Here is an 18147-nt window from a genome sequence, read left to right as displayed (position 1 = left end):
GGCAGATGTCATGCGTTTTTGGCATTGAGGTGTGTCCGTTGCTGCAAAAGCCGGACGCCCTGAACGAACCTTGAGCCATTTCCTCAAACCGTCGGAAACAGCTGCGCCTTCCGGTTTATTCGGCTTGCATGACCTGCGGTCGTTCTACATGCTTTCTGCAACTCCAAGACGTATCCCGGAAGACACAACAGAAAAGAACGACAGAACAGTATGGTTTTTGAAGTTTTCGCAATTGGCGCTGCATTTGTTTTTGGCCTTGCAGCCAGACCATTGGGCCTGCCGCCGTTGGTCGGCTTTCTTGCGGCCGGTTTCGTGATCAATGCTGCGGGGCCGCATGTCGGCATGCCGGACACGACCGGGCCGATTCTCGAATATATCGCGAACCTTGGCGTCTTGATTCTGCTCTTCACAGTGGGCCTCAAGCTGAAAATCAAACAGATCGGCGAGCCGCATGTGGTCGGTGTATCCCTGCTGCACTTTGCCCTGTCGGTTGCGCTCTTTACCCCGCTGGCGCGCGCATTTTTCACGGATGACTGGACGGTTGCGCTACTGGTCGGCATCGCGCTGGCGTTTTCCTCGACTGTGCTGGCCGCCAAAATGCTGGAATCCAAACGCGAGATGGGCACCTTCCATGGCCGCACAGCCATCGGCATTTTGATCGTTCAGGATATCATCGCGCTTGTCGTGCTGGCGATCTTTTCGGGCAAGGTGCCCGGACCTTGGGCGCTGCTGATCTTTGCCACGCCCTTGTTGCGCCCGTTTTTGCACAAGCTGCTCGACTGGGCGGGCCATGATGAGGTGCTGGTGCTTGCGGGCATGGCGCTCGCGCTTGTCATCGGTGGCTACGGGTTCGAGATCATCGGGCTCAAGGGTGAGATTGGCGCGCTTGTGATGGGCTTGCTGTTATCCAATCACCCGCGCGCAAGCGAATTGTCAGACGCGCTTTGGTCGCTGAAAGAGATATTCCTCGTCGGGTTCTTTCTGTCGATTGGCATGTCAGGCTTGCCGGACTGGGACGCGCTCATCTTTGCCGTCGTGCTGGGGCTGATGTTGCCGCTCAAGGGTATCTTGTTCTTTTTCCTGCTCTTGGCCTTCCGCTTGCGGGCCAGAACCGCCTTTCTGTCGGCGCTCTCGCTTACGGTTTACAGCGAATTTGGCCTGATCGTTGCCACCGGCATACCGGCAGCCGAACCCTTCGTGGTGCCGCTGGCCATCGCCGTGTCGGTATCCTTCCTGATCGCGGCGCCGATCAACCGGCTGGCCCATCCGCTTTACGAACGATTTGAACAACGCCTGCACCGGTTTGAGCGCGTCACACGTCACCCCGACGAGCAACCCGCAGATCTGGGGGATGCGGATGTGCTGATATTCGGTATGGGGCGGACGGGCTCGGCCACATACGAGGTTCTGATCCAGAACGGGTCGAAACCCATCGGGCTGGACGCAGATACCTATAAGGCCGCAGCCCACGCAAAAGCCGGGCGCAATGTGGTATTCGCCGATGCCGAAGACAGCAATTTCTGGAGCAGCGTGGAGCTTGGCAAGATAAAGGCGGCTGTTCTTGCCATGGATGATCTGGAGGCAAAGCTGATCGCAACACGCACCTTGCGCGCCAAGGGGTTTACGGGGCCGATCGTGACCCACGCCCTGCACGAGGAACACATTGATCTGATGAAAGAAGCCGGAGCGAACCAGACATATCTGACAATGCGTGAAGCAGGCCGCAGCCTTGCCCATCACGCCTCCGGCACCACGGGTGTCGATCCTTTGTCGGACAAATAAACGGCGCGTGCTGCGTCAATGCGGCTTGGGGCGACTTTGGTCTTCCCGCTCCGCATCAAGTGCCTCTTGCAAGGCGTCCGCATCATCGGGGTTTTCAGAGGCAACAGCATAGCTTCCATTAAACCACCGCGCCAGATCAAGGTCTGCGCATCTCTTTGAGCAAAACGGCCGCGCCGTCTCGATCGGTGGTTTGCCGCAGATCGGGCAGGTCATTTAAGAACCTCGTGCAAGGGCACACGCGCCCGTTTACGTTGCAACTCATAATGGCCCAAAGGGGTCCAGCCGACCAGAGCGGTTTCCACGGTGCAGGTTTTGAACGCCTGCCGAATGGCCGTTTCAAACCGGCGTCGGTCCTTTTTCGGCATCGGTGCCAGATCGAGGACAATCTGCCCCCCCAGCCCTTTGACACGTAACGCACGCGGCAACATGCGCGCACATCCCAAGTTCGCGTTCAGCCCCGCCGCCAAAGACGTATCAGGGCCGGTATTCACATCGATTGCGATCAGGGCACGCGTTGGTTCAATGTAGAAACTCGCACCCCCATCAAGCGGTTGCAGGATACCACGGTCGCGATCCAGCGCATCCAGCACACCATGCGTCTCGAACGAGCCGGCCTCCGTCACTACGTCACCGGGTGCCACCCAGTCGCGCCACGCCAACAGATGCGGACCGTCGCCCGTGGCCAACACGGCCATGTCCGTGCCACTGTCTTCCAGCACATCAGTCGCCAGTCCCATCATCGTGTCTATGTCCTGCGCGATGTCCTCTTCCGCTGCGTTCTCGCAGGAAGACCGCAGGATCAAACCATAGCCCGAGCCACCCGCGCCCTCGTGGGCGATCTCAAGCAGGCGATCTCGTTCCGCTTCATCCTTGATCGACCGGCTGATGTTGAGACCGGGCGCATCCGGCGTCACGATGGCATATCGGCTCTTGAACAAGAGCTTTTGCGCCACAGGGATGGCTTTGCCCGCTTCGGCGTAGCCGCTGACCTGCACCAGCACCGCCTGCCCCGGGGCCATCCCCTTGACCTGACGCAGAAAAGCAGACCCATCGGGCGTCTTGAGGAACATTCCCCCCTGCCCTTTCACAGGCCGGTCGGCAATCGCGCGGTAAATCGTACCGGGGCGCGGTTGATCCGCATCAACCAGCATATCCTGCAAAGCGCCATCCACCATAAGTGCCGCCGCTTCACGGTTTTCGATATGGTCGAGAATGATCGTCTGACCCTTCATGAGGCCCCCCTGTATCCTGCCGCCTGCAACAGGCCTGCTGTTTCGGCCAGAGGCAAACCAACGATGCCCGTGTAAGAGCCGCTGATCCACGGAATCAATGCAGCGGCCGGGCCCTGAATGCCATATCCGCCCGCCTTGCCACGCCAGTCTTCGCTGTCGATATAGCTTTGGATGTCCGCTTGCGACAGTGATTTCATACGCACAATGCTGAGCACATCTTTTTCCCACACGCGATCAGCAACCCGCACCGCAACCGCCGTAATGACCCGGTGCCGCCGCCCGGACAGCGATTTCAGAAACGCTTCGGCTTCCGATGCATCTTCGGGTTTGCCCAATATACGGCGGCCCAAGGCGACCGTCGTGTCCGCACAGAGCACGATATCTGTCGGCTGCGCATCAACGGCACAGACTTTTTCGCGCGCCATCCTGGCACAATAGGGACGTGGCAATTCACCCTTGTGCGGTGTTTCGTCAATATCGGGCGGGCGAATATCGTCAGGCACAACGCCGATTTGCGCCAGCAATTCCTTGCGGCGCGGCGATCCTGACCCCAAAATAAACAAAGTCTATTTGAAGCGGTAGTTGATCCGACCCTTTGTCAGATCATAGGGTGTCATTTCGACTTGAACTTTATCGCCAGCCAGAACCCGGATGCGGTTTTTGCGCATCTTGCCTGCCGTATGTGCGATTATTTCATGGCCGTTTTCAAGCTCGACCCGGAATGTCGCATTCGGCAGGAGTTCCTTCACGACACCGGGGAATTCGAGCGTATCTTCCTTGGCCATGTTTTCTCCTTCAAACGCGTCCACCATTTGTGGACGCCGCCTAAATGAGCGCATTTGCAAGTATTTTCAAGCCTGATTCAGCGTAAATCGACGATTGGCGCGGTGTCATCGCGGCCTGACTGCTCTGACCAGTGCTTTTGGCCCAATACAATCCCGTCTGCACGGACCTTTGCGATGTGGCGCAGATCAACCTCGGCCATGGTCCAACCGGCTGCATTCAGCGCACCAAGGCTCAACACGCCTGTTTCTGGAAAGCCGCGGTCTGGGGGGGCAAAAATACCGCCTGCGCCGACTGAGACATCGACCGCCTCGGACCAATCCGCTGTACCGACCACCGAAGACATGACGGACACGCATTGCATTTCAAGCGCGCGGGCCATCGCCCCAATCCGCACCCGCCAGTACCCGGCCAGCGTTTCCGTACAGGATGGCACCAGCAGTATGTCACAGGCCGCAAGTGCGCGGCCAAGCAAGGGAAATTCGCAATCATAACAGATCAGAATGCCGATCCGGCCGATGGATGTATCAAAAACCTGCAAGGGGCCACCACCAATGACGTCCCAAGGGTCACGTTCAAACCGCGTCATGATCTGCTTGTCCTGCACGCCGACGCCGCCTTGCGGGGTGAACAGACGGGCGCGGTTGACCGGCCTTGTCGGTGTGACCGCCGGGCCAGAAGCCGCGAGGATATGCACACCGTATTCAATCGACAGTTTCTTGTGCAAAGCATCTGCATCGGCCAACCGCTCTGATACCGCAATCAGCGACTGTTCCAGATCTGCAGCCGCAGACGCACCAGCGAGGGTTGCAAGTTCCATCGCGCCGTATTCCGGGAATACCGCAAGATCAGCGTTTTGTTGAGCAGCCTGCGCCACCCAGCTGGAAATTTTATCTTCGTACTGCGCCCAAGACGACAGGAAATCCAAAGGATAGGCGGAAGTAGCAATTTTCATCACGCGACCCTCAATGAGTATGCGCCGCACCGTTTCGAAAAACCGCCCCCTTCGCAAGAGCAAGGCACGATAAAACCCGCAGGCTTTGACATGAACCGGCAGACTGGGCACAACGAGCCCACCAATGGGAAAGTCGATATGAAGAAAATTGTAATACTGACGGGTGCTGGAATTTCAGCGGAAAGTGGTCTTGGAACGTTTCGCGCTGAAGGCGGCCTCTGGGCCGAGCACCGGATCGAAGATGTGGCAACGCCCGAAGGGTTTGCGCGTGACCCGCAGCTTGTGGTCGATTTTTATAATGCCCGCCGTGCCCAGGCCGCAGAGGCGGCACCGAATGCCGCTCATCTGGCCCTCGCAAATCTGGAGGCTGCATTTGATGGCGACGTTGTCTTGGTCACACAGAATGTCGACGACCTGCATGAAAAAGCCGGGATGAAACGGGTGATGCATATGCATGGCGCACTCAACGGGGCCTTGTGCGGCGCTTGTGATCTCCGCTGGCCCGCCCCGATGGTTATGGCTCCCGGCGATGCATGCCCACACTGCAAGGCCCCTGCGGCACGCCCGGATATCGTTTGGTTCGGGGAAATGCCCTACGACATGGAAGAAATCTATGATCACCTCGCGCAGGCTGACCTCTTCGCAGGCATCGGCACGTCAGGCAATGTCTACCCGGCAGCAGGTTTCGTGGCCGAAGCGCGCCGCCACGGCGCGCAAACGCTTGAGTTCAACCTTGAGCCCTCCGCGGTTGGCAGTCAGTTCGATGATATCCGGATCGGACCTGCAACCCAGACGGTGCCCGAATGGGTTGCAGAAGTTCTGGGGGGATAACTCCTGCCCCGATCAGTTGGTTGCGTCGTGGTTCATATCACCGTGGTTCATCGCGCCGTGCTTTGGCTGGCGTTCATTGTCCACCGGGATCATGACAGTGACGTCACCCGCTTGCTCAAACGTCAGGGTCACGGAGACTTCTCCGCCCTGCTCAAGACTCTCGGTCAGCCCCATGAACATGACGTGATCGCCACCGCGCGCCATCATGTGCATGCCGCCAGCGGGTATCTCGATACCCTCTTCGATTTCCACCATTTTCATGACGCCATCGCCTTGGTCGATGTGTGTGTGCAACTCGACCCGTTTGGCGATATCTGACGTCGCCGACACCAGACGATCCGCCGTCTCCCCTGTGTTCTTGATCATCATGAACGCAGCACCGGTTGGGGCATTGGGGCGCGACGCACGCGCATAGGGATCGTCAATGACGATATCGGCAAAGGCGAATGTAGGCAGTGTGATCAACGCGGCTGCCAGAACAGCACGCGAGACATGAGAAAGGAACATGGATGTCTCCTCGAAAATTTTAACGTTTAGATTGGGTTATGTGGGTCAGAGCACGGCAGGCGGTGCGCGGCTCAGAAACCCGGTCTCAACGTCGCAGGCGCGCGCAGCATCAGGCCGCAGCATTTTAGCCTGCGTGCCGATGATCTCGGTTTGTGGGGTCAGTGTGGCAGGTGATGCAAGATCGCCGAACACCAAGATACAATCGGGGCATATATGCGGCGCACCGGTGGGCGCGCCACCGGCATCCGTGTATACGGTGGTGGGGCCTGCACCCGTGCAAATCACCATCTGCCCTGTCGCCGCTGCAGCGCCGCGCGCCATCGCCATGCTGTGACCGGTGGCGATCAACAGCAGGCTTACCAATACGCCAAGAACAGGGGAGGACAAGGGTCGCAACATACCAGCAGTATACGACCCCGAAGGCGCTGGTTTCCAGCCCAAAAGCCAAAGGCTCCGACCTTTTCAGATCGGAGCCTTCGAAAATAATTTCAGGTCGCGCTTAGCTCAGCGCTTCTGCACCGTCGGATGCTTTGCCGATCGCTTTTTTCACTTTCAAGGCGTTGGCAGACAGGTCGCTGTCCTTGGCCTTTTCCATGAATTTATCCAACCCACCGCGGTGGTCCACGGTGCGCAGTGCCGCGGCAGAAATGCGGAACTTGAATGCGCGGCCCAGTGTTTCGGACTGCAGGGTCACATCATTCAGGTTCGGCAAGAAACGCCGACGTGTCTTGTTGTTGGCGTGGCTGACGTTGTTGCCAGTCATCGGACCTTTTCCGGTCAATTCGCATACGCGCGACATGGGGTCATCCTTTTTTTCGGGCCGCACCGGCGGTCCGGTCACGACAAAAGGGGCTGGCGTCACGCCGCGCCCCGGAAATTCGTTTGCTGGCTTTAGTGGGAATCGCTCCTCCGGTCAACCCAAGCCGGACGCAAAATCATGACTTTGACCCATCACGACGATCCAGCCCTGCCAAAAAGGACTGCGCCGCCACAGATGGGGGCATCTCACCCGATGCAACCTTGTCGCCAAAGGACTGTAAAGCGGCGCGCGCCTGTGGTGTTTCCAACTGCCCAAGCAAGGCATTGCGCACGTCCTGTCCAAACCAATAGCGGGCCTGATCCGCGCGCGTGCGGTGCCAAAACCCTTGCGCGCGCCGCCAGGCGATCAGCGTTTCGATATCCTGCCAGACATTGGCCAGACCGTTTTCATGCAAAGCGGACACCATCGCGGCCTTGGGGAACCCCTCCGGGTCCTGAGGCCGCTTGCGCAACAGCCGCAAAGCGCCCGCATAATCAGCACAGGTGCGCGTCGCCGCAGGCTTCAGATCGCCATCCGCCTTGTTGACCAGAATCATGTCAGCGATCTCCATGATCCCGCGCTTGACGCCCTGCAATTCGTCCCCGCCCGCCGGGGCCAGCAAGAGCAGAAACAGATCAGAGATTTCCGCGACGACGGTCTCGGATTGGCCAACGCCCACGGTTTCAATCAACACCACGTCAAACCCTGCCGCCTCACAAAGCGCCACCGCCTCACGCGAGCGGCGCGCAACACCGCCCAAATGCGTTTGGCTGGGTGAGGGACGGATGAACGCATTGGGTGCACGGGCCAGTCTGTCCATCCGGGTTTTATCGCCGAGAATCGATCCCCCCGAACGCGAGGATGACGGATCGACCGCCAAAACGGCCACCCGAAGGCCCTTTTCGACCAGCATCATGCCAAAGCTTTCGACAAAGGTGGATTTCCCGACGCCCGGCGTGCCCGACAGCCCGATGCGCAGGGCCTGCCGGTCTAAGGGCAGCAGTTGCAGTAATTCACTGGCCTGCACCCGGTGATCCTCACGCGCGCTTTCGACCAATGTAATTGCCCGCGCCAAGGCGCGACGTTCGCCCTTGATGACACCTGCCGCAAGCTGCGCCGTCTCCATATGCCCTGCCCCTTTGTTCATTGACGTTTTTCCGGCAGTGATTGGCAAATGTCCAGTGCTTGGCGCGCCTGCAACCATCGGCTATGAGGCCACATGTCATTTTCTTTGCCAATTGATGCGATTTTACCGGAGGTCATCAACGCCTTGCGCGATGACAAACGCGTGGTTCTGCAAGCCCCCCCCGGCGCCGGTAAAACCACGCGCGTGCCCTTGGCCATCCTGTCAGCGGGTTTGACCGATGGGCGCATTCTGATGCTGGAGCCCCGGCGGCTGGCTGCCCGCGCCGCAGCAGAACGCATGGCGCAAACACTGGGTGAACCCCTGGGGGGTCGTGTCGGGTATCGCATCAAGGGCCAGTCCAAGGTCAGCAAGGACACGAAGATCGAGGTTGTGACCGAAGGCATCCTGACGCGCATGCTTCAGAGCGACCCCGAATTGCCCGGCGTGGGCGCTGTGATATTTGACGAGTTCCACGAACGGTCACTGAACGCGGATCTGGGCCTTGCGTTGTGTCTGGAGGTCGCCGAGGCGCTGCGCGATGACCTGCTGCTAGTTGTGATGTCTGCCACGCTGGATGCAGCCCCGGTGGCGGACCTGATGGGCGCGCCGGTTCTCACATCGCAGGGGCGCAGCTATCCCGTGATTGAACACTGGCTGCCCCGACCGATTGGCAAAACCCAAAGGCTGGAAGCGGCCACTGCCGATCTCATCCTGAACGCACTCAAAACGGAAGAGGGCAGCGTGCTTGCCTTTCTCCCCGGCGAGGGGGAAATCAGGCGCACGCTTGCGTTGCTCAAAAACCAAATTCCGCAGGATACCTTACTGCAGCCTCTTTTTGGCGCGATGGATTTCAAAGACCAGCGCGCCGCCATCGCGCCTTGCAAAGACGGGCGCAAGGTCGTCCTTGCGACCGCAATCGCCGAAACCTCGCTGACCATCGAAGGGATACGCGTGGTTGTCGATGCGGGCATGTCGCGGCGTGCTGTTTTCGACCCCGCGTCAGGAATGGCCAGACTGGTGACGACAAAAGTATCCAAGGCCGAAGCACACCAACGTGCCGGACGTGCTGGTCGCATGGCCCCCGGTGCCTGCTATAAGCTCTGGACCAAAGGCGAAGATGGCGCATTGGCAGCATTCCCGCCACCAGAAATCGACGTCGGCGATTTGACCGCCTTCGCCCTCGAAGTGGCGCTTTGGGGCAGTTCTGCTGACACGCTGCGGTTTGTCTCACCGCCGCATAAGGGGCGGTTGGCCGAGGCCCATGCGGTGTTGGCCATGTTGAACGCATTGGATGACAGGGGGCGGATCACAGCGCACGGTCGCGCTCTGGCGCAAGTGCCGCTGCATCCCCGGCTGGCCCATATGGTGGCTTTGGGGGGACAAAACGCCCCACTGCTGGCGGCCTTATTGGCAGAGCGTGACGTTTTGCGCGGCGCGTCCTGCGATCTCACTTTGCGGTTTGACGCTGTGCGCGACCCTGCCGCCTTTCAACGTGCACATGCCTTTGAACCGCACCGCCCGACCGTTCAGCGCATCCAGCAGGAAGCCAAAAGGCTCGCCCGAAACACACGCGGCACAGGCCCGGAAAACATCGCCCTGCTGGCGGCACTGGCCTATCCGGATCGCATCGGTTTGCGCCGGGCGGGAGATGCTCCGCGATATATCCTCGCTGGCGGCAAAGGCGCGCGCCTGCCCGATGCAGACCCCATGGCGCAGGCGCGGCTGATTATTGCAACCGATCTGGACGGTGACCCACGCGAGGCGCGCATCAGGCAGGCCGCCACCCTGTCCGAGCAAAACCTGCGCGAGGTCTTTACAGATCAGGTTGCATGGCATGACGTTTGTCAGTGGTCACGCCGCGAGAACCGTGTTGAAGCACGTCAGCAGGAAAGGTTCGGCGCACTTGTGCTGGACAACCGGATATGGCGCGACGCACCTGCGCAGGACATCGCAATTGCAATGCTGGAGGGGGTTCGCCAATTGGGCCTACTGCCCACCAAAGCGGCAAAACGGCTCATGGCACGCGCCGCGCTGATGCGCCGTGCGCATGCAGATTTTCCGGACCTGAGCGAAACGCAACTGATGGATACCCTTGAAACATGGCTGCTGCCGCATATGACGGGCGTCAAAACGACCAGCGACTGGCGCCGCTTTGACATCACCTCAGCGCTGCAGGCACATCTGGGCTGGGACCGGATGCAAGCATTGGATCGCGCCGTACCTGCCCATTTCCTCACGCCGCTTGGCCGCAAAATTGCAATCGACTACGACGGACACCAGCCTTGCATCGCGGTCCGGCTACAGGAACTCTTTGGCGTCACACAACACCCCACGATCGCCGGAACACCGGTTCAGATCACGTTGCTTTCGCCCGCCCAACGCCCCGTACAGGTCACCGAAGACCTGCCGGGCTTTTGGGCCTCGTCCTACGCGGACGTGCGCAAAGACATGCGGGGCCAGTACCCCAAACATCCCTGGCCCGAAGACCCAACGGCGGCGGACCCGACACTCCGGGCCAAACCGCGCCGCCGGTGAAACACTAGACGGCCAGACACCAGCGCATGATGGCTTTTTGCGCATGCAGCCTGTTTTCAGCTTCATCAAAGATCACGGACTGTGGCCCGTCCATCACCTCGGATGTGGCCTCATCGTCGCGATGCGCAGGCAGGCAATGCATGAAAAGCGCTTCCGACTTGGCGTGCGACATCAATGCCGCATCCACCCGATAGGGCCGCAGCTGGTTGTGGCGACGTTCGCGCGCCGATTGCGCGTCATGCATGGAGACCCACGTGTCCGTGACCACCAGATCGGCCCCCTCGACGGCCTTGGCCGGGTCACGCTCCACAGCAACATTCACCCCTTTGGAACGAGCCAGATCGATAAACTCTGGCTCCGGGTCCAGTGTTGGCGGGCCGGTAAAGGTCACATCAAAGCCAAACTGCCCAGCCGCGTGCAGAAACGACGAGCACACGTTGTTGCCATCCCCCGACCAGACCACCTTTTTTCCAGCGATCGGGCCGCGATGCTCTTCAAACGTCAGGATATCGGCCATGATCTGACAAGGATGCGTGCGGTCAGTCAGACCGTTGATCACCGGGACGGTCGCAAACTCTGCCATCTCGGTCAGCACGGCCTCATCAAAGGTGCGGATCATGATGAGGTCAACATAGCGGCTCAGTACGCGGGCAGTATCGGCGATGGTCTCACCATGGCCCAGTTGCATGTCAGAGCCGGACAAGACCATTGTCTGCCCCCCCATCTGCCGCACCCCAACATCAAAGGACACACGCGTTCGGGTCGACGGCTTTTCGAAGATCAGCGCCACCATATGATCTTTCAGCGGTTGCGTGTCATCCGGCGCGCCACGGGGGCGTCCAAGCCGCGCGTTTTTCATGGTTGCTGCCTGATCAATGATCCCACGCAAATCGGCAGGGTCGGTCAGGTGAATATCTAGAAAATGGTTCATTGTATCTTACTCTGTTCAAGGACGGCGATCTTCGCGCCGCCCAAACTATGGGTTACGTACTCAGGCTGCTTGAATACTGCGCGCCGCAGCACCAAGCCGCGCGACGGCATCCGAGATCTCATCGTCTGAAATCGTGAGCGGTGGCAGCAGGCGCACCACATTGTCAGCCGCCGGAACGGTCAGGATCAATTCGTGATAGCCCGCCGCGACAACGTCCGTGTTTGCCGCACAGCATTTGATACCCAGCATCAAGCCAGAGCCACGCACGCTTTCAAAGACCTCGGGATGCTCTGCTACAAGACCCTCAAGCCGTTGGCGCATCAAGGCCCCCTTGCGGGCCACATCCGCGAGAAACGCAGGATCAGCAACGTGATCCAGAACCGCGCAGCCAACCGCACAACCGAGCGGATTGCCGCCATAGGTCGATCCATGCGTGCCCAGCGTCATGCCGCAGGCGGCCTCTTCGGTGGCCAGCACGGCCCCGATGGGAAACCCGCCCCCGATGCCTTTGGCAACCATCATGATGTCCGGTGTCGCCCCAGCCCATTCATGCGCAAAAAGCCTGCCCGTGCGCGCCACGCCGCATTGTACTTCGTCAAAGATCAGCAGCACGCCATGCGTGTCACACAGATCGCGCAAGCCCTTGAGACATTGATCCGGCACCGGGCGAATGCCGCCCTCCCCCTGAATAGGTTCTATAATGACGGCCGCTGTGGTGTCGTCAAAAGCTGCTGTCAGCGCGTCGTGGTCGCCGAACTCCAAATGCGTGAACCCGGGCAAAAGTGGGCCAAACCCTTTGGTCATTTTCTCAGACCCCGCCGCCGCGATACCAGCCGCAGAGCGCCCGTGAAATGACCCCGAAAACGCCAGTATCTGCGATTTTTCCGGCTTGCCTTTGTCGTTCCAGTATTTGCGCGCCATCTTGACAGCCAACTCGCAGGCTTCGGTGCCCGAGTTGGTGAAAAAGACCGTATCGGCAAAGGTCAGATCGGTAAGCTTGTCGGCGAGGTTTTGCTGCTGCGGAATCTGATAGAGGTTCGAGGTGTGCCATAGCGCCTCTGCCTGATCCGTCAGAGCCTTAACCAGCTTTGGATGCGCATGCCCCAGAGCCGTGACCGCAATCCCCGCCGCCAGATCAAGAAAGCGTCGCCCATCTGCCTCAATCAACCAGGAGCCTTCACCTTTTACAAAGCTCAGGGGGGCACGGGCATAGGTCGGCAGTATAGTGGGGATCATCGGATCATCCTCAGGTAGGGGTCGCAGGCCAGAACGCAGAACGTGCATGAGCCGGAGACACAGGTCAATAATGTTTACAGATTTTCAGTTGATTCAGTGACCGCAAAGACATGCGGTCTTTCGGGTTTCGGCTTCAGCCGGTGCGTCGAGCCTGTCGTCGCATGAGGGGTTTTCTGAACATCAACATGCACCCGGTTTAGGACAAGGCTGCCGATTTGCAAAGCAGAATTTATCCACCGGTGGCGATTCCTACCCATAATAAAGCGGTTTAAGCTTGCTCAAAGGGCGTTCGCGGCTTGTATCTCCGCGTCTAGTCTTTAGAATAAGAGACTACGCTGACATAGTGGCGGTCCTGATCAACGGGCCGCCTTTTGAATTGAGGAATGCTGATGTCCTGGACAGACGAACGGGTTGAACTGCTCAAAAAGATGTGGGGCGAAGGCCAATCCGCAAGTCAGATCGCCAAGGAGCTCGGCGGTGTGACCCGTAATGCCGTCATTGGCAAGGTGCACCGGCTGGGCCTGTCGAACCGTGCCACGACCAGCACAAAGACCGAGACCAAAGCCAAAGCTGCACCGAAAGCGGACACCAAGCCCAAACCGACCCCCAAGCCGGCGGAGCCCGCTGCGAAAGCGGCCCCCGAACCCGCAGCACCCAAACCATTGCCTGCGCGCAAACAGATTATCCCGGCCGGGCAGCCTCTGCCGCCGCAGCCATCCGCAAATGAGATCAGCCCGGAAGCCCTCGCCAAGGTCTCGGCCATCGAGAAAAAAGCCAAACGGCTGACGCTGATGGAACTGACCGAGCGGACCTGCAAATGGCCCGTGGGCGACCCTGCGACGGACGACTTCTGGTTTTGCGGTCTGACGGTGCAACAGGGCAAACCCTATTGCGAGGCACATGTCGGCGTTGCGTTTCAGCCTATGTCGTCCCGCCGGGACCGCCGCCGCTGATCCTTGCCTGACCGGTTCGCCATCGCGGCCCTTTTGAAATATCACAAACACAAAGGTGAGTTGCGCGTGGCTTTGGGTCAGGTATGACCCTGTCGTACTCAAAAAGCGAAAAGACTGCCATGGTGATCACCAAAACCCAAATTCGCGCTGCCGATGCGGTCGCACAACGCCTTTACCGGGCAGGGTGCCGTTATGCTTTTGGCATGCCCGGCGGGGAAGTCCTGACGCTGGTTGACGCTTTGGAGGCGGCGGGCATCACCTTTATCCTCGCCAAGCATGAAAATGCAGCCGCCTTCATGGCCGAAGGCGCATATCACCAGACCGGCGCACCAGGTATTTTGGTGGCAACGGTTGGTCCCGGTGCTTTGAACGGTGTGAACGCGGTTGCGAATGCACATCAGGACCGCGTGCCGCTGATCGTTCTGGCGGGCGCCGTGGACGCAGACGAGGCGCAGAGCTACACGCATCAGGTTCTGGATCAGCAGGCTGTCTTTCGCCCGATCACCAAAGTCAGCTTCACGCTTGTGCAAGGTGCGGCGCACATCATCGCCGACAAGGCTGTAGCGATCGCAACAGAGGGTCGCCCCGGACCGGTGCATATTGATGTGCCGATTTCTGTCGCCGACAGCCTTGTGCCCGCCAAAGCGCCACCAGACCGGCAGCCTGCCGCGTCAACGGCCCCTGCGGGAAGCGACCTGTCACAGGCGCGCGATTGGCTGACGTCCGCCCGACGCCCGATCATTGTCGCAGGTGTTGATGCGATGAATGAGGGCTGCGGCGCTGCGCTCGTGCAATTTGCTGAAACCTTCGGTGTCCCGGTGATCACAACGTATAAGGCAAAAGGGATCATCCCCGAAGATCACCCGCTGGCGCTTGGCGGCGCAGGCCTGTCACCGCTTGCGGATACGCACCTTTTGCCTCTGCTGAACGCCGCAGACCTGATCCTATGCCTGGGCTATGACCCGATCGAAATGCGCACCGGCTGGCGTGACGTCTGGACACCACAGACGCAGAACATCATCGACATCACCGCCGCGCCAAACCATCACTACATGCATCAGGCCAGCCTGAACATCATCGCAGATTGCGGGGCAACCCTTGAGGCCCTTTCAGACGGGATCACGCCGGCAAACACATGGCCGGATCACGCCCCTGAGGCTACAAAAACAGCGTTGGCAGCGGCTTTCCCGACGGGTGATGACTGGGGCCCGGCCGCCGTCATTGACACCTGTCGCGCCATCTTGCCCCGGAACACGATTGCCACGGCGGACAGCGGTGCGCATCGCATCCTGCTCAGCCAGATGTGGCAGTGCTACACGCCGCGCGGCCTGATCCAATCCTCGGCACTGTGCACAATGGGATGCGCGGTGCCGCTGGCCATGGGGGCATCACTGGCCACACAGGACACGCCTGTTGTCTCCTTTTCTGGAGATGCCGGATTCCTGATGGTCGCCGGGGAATTGTCGACCGCAGCGGAACTCGGTCTGCGCACGATCTTTGTGGTTTTCGTAGACGCCTCCCTCGCGCTGATCGAACTTAAGCAACGCGCCCGCCAACTGTCAAACCACGGTGTGGACTTCGCAGAGCACGATTTCGCCGCCATCGGACGTGCCTTTGGGGGCGTCGGCGTCACAGTGCACAACCGTACAGAAATGCGCGACGCACTGGAAACAGCACTGGCGGCGGACAAGTTTACCGTGATCGCTGCAAAAATCGAACGGGGGTCTTATGACGGACGAATCTAAGTCGAAAGGCGCGCTGGATGGTCTTGTCGTACTTGACCTGAGCCGAATCCTCGCGGGGCCGACGGCCACACAGCTGCTGGGTGATCTGGGCGCCACGGTTCTGAAAGTCGAAAACCCGAAAACGGGCGGCGACGACACAAGGGGGTGGGGGCCGAACTATGCGCTCAATAATGACGGGTCACGCACCGATCTTTCTGCCTACTTCATGGCCGCCAACCGCAACAAACAGTCCGTAAGCATCGATCTGTCGACCGAGGATGGACAGAAAACTGTTCAAAAGCTGGCGGCGCGCGCGGATGTCGTCATCGAGAATTACAAACCCGGCGGGTTGGAAAAATACGGCTTGGATCACGCCGCACTCTGTGCTGCGCATCCCGCGTTGGTTTATTGCTCAATCTCGGGCTTCGGGCACACGGGACCCAACAGGGATCAACCGGGGTACGACCTCATGGCACAGGGCTATGGTGGCATCATGTCATTGACCGGTGAGCCAGAGGGGCAGCCGATGAAAGTTGGCGTTGGGATCGCGGATGTCATGTGCGGCATGTACGCCACCATCGGCATATTGGCAGCATTGCGCCACCGCGATGCCACCGGCGAAGGGCAGCACATTGATCTGTCGCTTGTAGATGCGCAGATGGCATGGCTTATCAATGAGGGCACCAATTACCTCACTTCCGGCAAACTGCCGGTGCGGCGCGGCAATGCACACCCCAACATTGTACCCTATGAGGCTTTTGGCTGTTCAGACGGGCATGTTTTGGTCGCAGTGGGAAATGACGCGCAGTTTGCACGTTTTTGCGATGTGCTGGGGTGCCCGGAGATGGCCGCCGATACGCGCTTTACCACGAACCTCGCGCGGATTGAGAACCGCGACGTGCTGATCCCGCTGATTGCCGAACGGCTTTCTGGCATCACCAAAGCCGACGTGATCGCGCGCCTGCACGCGGTCAAAGTGCCCGTGGGTCCGATCAACACAGTGGCTGAGGCGCTTCATTCTGATCAGGCGAAAGCGCGCGGTGTTGTACAGGAAATGGCAGCACCGGGGGTGCAAGGTGGCACTGTCCAGCTATTGGGTAATCCACTGAAACTATCCCGCACGCCGGTGCGATATGACCGCCCGCCCCCCCGCTTTGGTCAGGACACCGAAACAGTGCTGCGTGATTTCGGTCTGTCCGATGACAAGAGCTGATTAATTCAATCATCCTATGCGCAGTTTTCCGCTGAAATCACGTTACTTTCTGAGGATAACTGTGAAACATTCATCGTTTTTCCACACAGTCCTTCACGTTGACGTGTAACTTCTGCACGAGCGCTTCGCACACTGTCGTTTTTCGATAAACAGAAAACAACAGGTGTAAAAAGGTGTATTTTCAATGAATTTCGATATTTGTCAAAGTCCGGTGTCCTTATCAACGGCAAAAGCGGTGGAGGACTGGAACGGCATGATCCGCGCCTTTCTGGCGCATGGGACAGCAACGCCTCAGTGTTTGGGCGCGGTCCTGACGGCAGAGCCGAATTTTGCGATGGGCCACGCCGCCCGGGGGCTTTTTTCGCTGATGATGGGGCGGCGCGAATTGGTTCAGACCGCTAAGGAGGCTCTGCTTGCCGCTCGTTCATCTGATGCTGCAAATCCGCGAGAGCATGCATGGATTGACGCGCTGGACGCGTGGCTGGCGGATAAACCGTCCGACGCGGTTGCTGCGATGGAACGCACATTGCAGGCCTATCCCGCAGACACGCTGTCTGCGAAGGTCAGCCACGGGATCAGGTTCATTCTGGGGGATGCGCAGGGCATGCGACGCTCCATTGAGCGGGTGTTGCCAGCACATGACAAAGATCACCCGCTGCGGGGCTTTGCATTGGGCTGTCATGCCTTCACGCTGGAAGAAACCGGCGAATATGACAACGCCGAGCAAGCGGGTCGCTCGGGGCTTGAACTGGCGCCCGATGACGCTTGGGGCTTACATGCGGTTGCACATGTTTTTGACATGACCGCGCGTCCGGATCTCGGCATCGACTTGATCGAAAACAACACCGCTGCTTGGGATCACTGTAACAATTTCAGATATCATGTGTGGTGGCACAAGGCGCTGTTGCATATGGACCGTGGTGAACTTGACGTCGCATTGGGCCTTTATGATGCGCAGATCAGGTCAGATAAAACCGATGATTACCGCGACATATCGAATGCAACCTCGCTGTTGTTGCGCCTTGAGCTGGAAGGCTTAGAAGTTGGGCCGCGGTGGGCCGAACTGGCCGATATCGCAGAACGGCGCACCGACGACGGCTGTGTCGTCTTTGCCGATCTGCACTATATGCTGGCCTTGGCAGGGGCTTCGCGACCGGATGCTCAGCGCGCGATGACAGCGCGTTTTGCACGTGACGCCAAATCTAGCGGCGAGATGCCCGCGCGCTATGCCGACCCCGGCGTTGCCGCCGCCTCAGGGCTGAATGCTTTCGCCGAAGGGCGCTATGATGCTGCTTTCAGCGATCTGGCCTCTGCGCGTCCAAACATGCAGTCCATTGGCGGTAGCCATGCACAACGCGATGTTTTCGAGCGCTTGACCATTGATGCAGGGCTGCGTGCCGGACGTTATGAGCAAACTGAACACATCTTGCATGCCCGCCTCAGGCAGCGGGCCGGGCAAGCCGACAGGTTTACCAAGACGCGTATGGCATCCATCGCCGAAGCCCGGCGGATCCCTGCCCAATAGCAGCGGCACCCTGAT

General features: G+C 59.3%; 18 protein-coding genes. 7 read left to right on the top strand and 11 right to left on the bottom strand.

The window, feature by feature from the left end:
* The first annotated feature begins 210 nt into the window (after positions 1 to 210).
* On the top strand, positions 211 to 1782 hold the full coding sequence (locus K5Q35_RS09175; RefSeq protein WP_220799336.1) for a cation:proton antiporter family protein: 1572 nt from the start codon (positions 211 to 213) through the stop codon (positions 1780 to 1782).
* A 15-nt stretch (positions 1783 to 1797) separates the two neighbouring features.
* Here the strand turns inward: K5Q35_RS09175 and K5Q35_RS09170 are convergent, their stop codons facing one another.
* From K5Q35_RS09170 to K5Q35_RS09150, 5 genes are all read right to left on the bottom strand, one after another.
* Positions 1798 to 1995 carry a DNA gyrase inhibitor YacG gene (locus K5Q35_RS09170; protein ID WP_220799335.1) on the bottom strand — a complete coding sequence of 66 codons (198 nt, stop codon included), beginning with the start codon at positions 1993 to 1995 and terminating at the stop codon, positions 1798 to 1800.
* Complete coding sequence (locus K5Q35_RS09165; protein WP_220799334.1) at positions 1992 to 3014, bottom strand: ribonuclease E/G; 1023 nt, start codon at positions 3012 to 3014, stop codon at positions 1992 to 1994. The genes K5Q35_RS09170 and K5Q35_RS09165 overlap by 4 nt, the downstream gene beginning before the upstream one ends.
* Complete coding sequence (locus tag K5Q35_RS09160) at positions 3011 to 3577, bottom strand: nucleoside triphosphate pyrophosphatase (protein WP_220799333.1); 567 nt, start codon at positions 3575 to 3577, stop codon at positions 3011 to 3013. Before K5Q35_RS09160 ends, K5Q35_RS09165 begins: the two co-directional genes overlap by 4 nt.
* 3 nt (positions 3578 to 3580) lie before the next feature.
* Positions 3581 to 3799 (bottom strand): translation initiation factor IF-1, encoded by a 219-nt coding sequence (infA, locus tag K5Q35_RS09155; RefSeq protein ID WP_005978431.1) that lies wholly within the window; start codon positions 3797 to 3799, stop codon positions 3581 to 3583.
* A gap of 77 nt (positions 3800 to 3876) precedes the next feature.
* Positions 3877 to 4752, bottom strand: a complete 876-nt coding sequence (locus K5Q35_RS09150) for a carbon-nitrogen hydrolase family protein (protein WP_220799332.1) — start codon at positions 4750 to 4752, stop codon at positions 3877 to 3879.
* A 138-nt stretch (positions 4753 to 4890) separates the two neighbouring features.
* Between K5Q35_RS09150 and K5Q35_RS09145 the strand changes: the two genes are divergently transcribed.
* A complete protein-coding gene (locus tag K5Q35_RS09145; RefSeq protein ID WP_220799331.1) occupies positions 4891 to 5583 on the top strand; it encodes an NAD-dependent deacylase in 693 nt (230 codons plus the stop codon).
* Positions 5584 to 5595: 12 nt separating this feature from the next.
* Here the strand turns inward: K5Q35_RS09145 and K5Q35_RS09140 are convergent, their stop codons facing one another.
* The 4 genes from K5Q35_RS09140 to meaB form a co-directional block, all read right to left on the bottom strand.
* The gene (locus K5Q35_RS09140) at positions 5596 to 6090 is read right to left on the bottom strand and encodes a copper chaperone PCu(A)C (protein WP_220799330.1); all 495 of its coding nucleotides are present in this window, start codon (positions 6088 to 6090) and stop codon (positions 5596 to 5598) included.
* A gap of 45 nt (positions 6091 to 6135) precedes the next feature.
* Entirely contained in the window at positions 6136 to 6489 is a 354-nt protein-coding gene (locus K5Q35_RS09135; RefSeq protein WP_220799329.1) for a hypothetical protein, read from the bottom strand.
* A gap of 100 nt (positions 6490 to 6589) precedes the next feature.
* Positions 6590 to 6889: a 50S ribosomal protein L28 gene (rpmB, locus tag K5Q35_RS09130; RefSeq protein WP_013962898.1), complete on the bottom strand. Its 300-nt coding sequence runs from the start codon at positions 6887 to 6889 to the stop codon at positions 6590 to 6592.
* A gap of 136 nt (positions 6890 to 7025) precedes the next feature.
* The gene (meaB, locus tag K5Q35_RS09125; protein ID WP_220799452.1) at positions 7026 to 8015 is read right to left on the bottom strand and encodes a methylmalonyl Co-A mutase-associated GTPase MeaB; all 990 of its coding nucleotides are present in this window, start codon (positions 8013 to 8015) and stop codon (positions 7026 to 7028) included.
* Between the two features lie 93 nt (positions 8016 to 8108).
* Between meaB and hrpB the strand changes: the two genes are divergently transcribed.
* Positions 8109 to 10550, top strand: coding sequence for an ATP-dependent helicase HrpB (hrpB, locus tag K5Q35_RS09120; RefSeq protein ID WP_220799328.1), 2442 nt, complete (start codon positions 8109 to 8111; stop codon positions 10548 to 10550).
* A 4-nt stretch (positions 10551 to 10554) separates the two neighbouring features.
* Here hrpB and argF read toward each other — a convergent pair whose 3' ends face one another.
* Complete coding sequence (argF, locus tag K5Q35_RS09115; protein ID WP_220799327.1) at positions 10555 to 11481, bottom strand: ornithine carbamoyltransferase; 927 nt, start codon at positions 11479 to 11481, stop codon at positions 10555 to 10557.
* A 60-nt stretch (positions 11482 to 11541) separates the two neighbouring features.
* The gene (locus K5Q35_RS09110) at positions 11542 to 12717 is read right to left on the bottom strand and encodes an aspartate aminotransferase family protein (protein ID WP_220799326.1); all 1176 of its coding nucleotides are present in this window, start codon (positions 12715 to 12717) and stop codon (positions 11542 to 11544) included.
* A 389-nt stretch (positions 12718 to 13106) separates the two neighbouring features.
* On the opposite strand from K5Q35_RS09110, the gene K5Q35_RS09105 reads away from it, so the two are divergent.
* The 4 genes from K5Q35_RS09105 (at position 13107) to K5Q35_RS09090 (ending at position 18132) form a co-directional block, all read left to right on the top strand.
* Positions 13107 to 13670: a GcrA family cell cycle regulator gene (locus K5Q35_RS09105; RefSeq protein WP_013962903.1), complete on the top strand. Its 564-nt coding sequence runs from the start codon at positions 13107 to 13109 to the stop codon at positions 13668 to 13670.
* Positions 13671 to 13753: 83 nt separating this feature from the next.
* Positions 13754 to 15415, top strand: coding sequence for a thiamine pyrophosphate-binding protein (locus K5Q35_RS09100; protein WP_220799325.1), 1662 nt, complete (start codon positions 13754 to 13756; stop codon positions 15413 to 15415).
* Positions 15399 to 16607 (top strand): CaiB/BaiF CoA-transferase family protein, encoded by a 1209-nt coding sequence (locus K5Q35_RS09095; protein ID WP_220799324.1) that lies wholly within the window; start codon positions 15399 to 15401, stop codon positions 16605 to 16607. The genes K5Q35_RS09100 and K5Q35_RS09095 overlap by 17 nt, the downstream gene beginning before the upstream one ends.
* Positions 16608 to 16791: 184 nt before the next feature.
* Positions 16792 to 18132 (top strand): tetratricopeptide repeat protein, encoded by a 1341-nt coding sequence (locus K5Q35_RS09090; protein ID WP_220799323.1) that lies wholly within the window; start codon positions 16792 to 16794, stop codon positions 18130 to 18132.
* Positions 18133 to 18147 lie beyond the last annotated feature (15 nt).

It is taken from the genome of Roseobacter sp. OBYS 0001 (assembly GCF_019654895.1).
In the GTDB taxonomy this organism is placed as follows: Bacteria; Pseudomonadota; Alphaproteobacteria; order Rhodobacterales; family Rhodobacteraceae; genus Roseobacter; species Roseobacter litoralis.
This window is presented reverse-complemented; position numbering and strand designations above follow the sequence as displayed.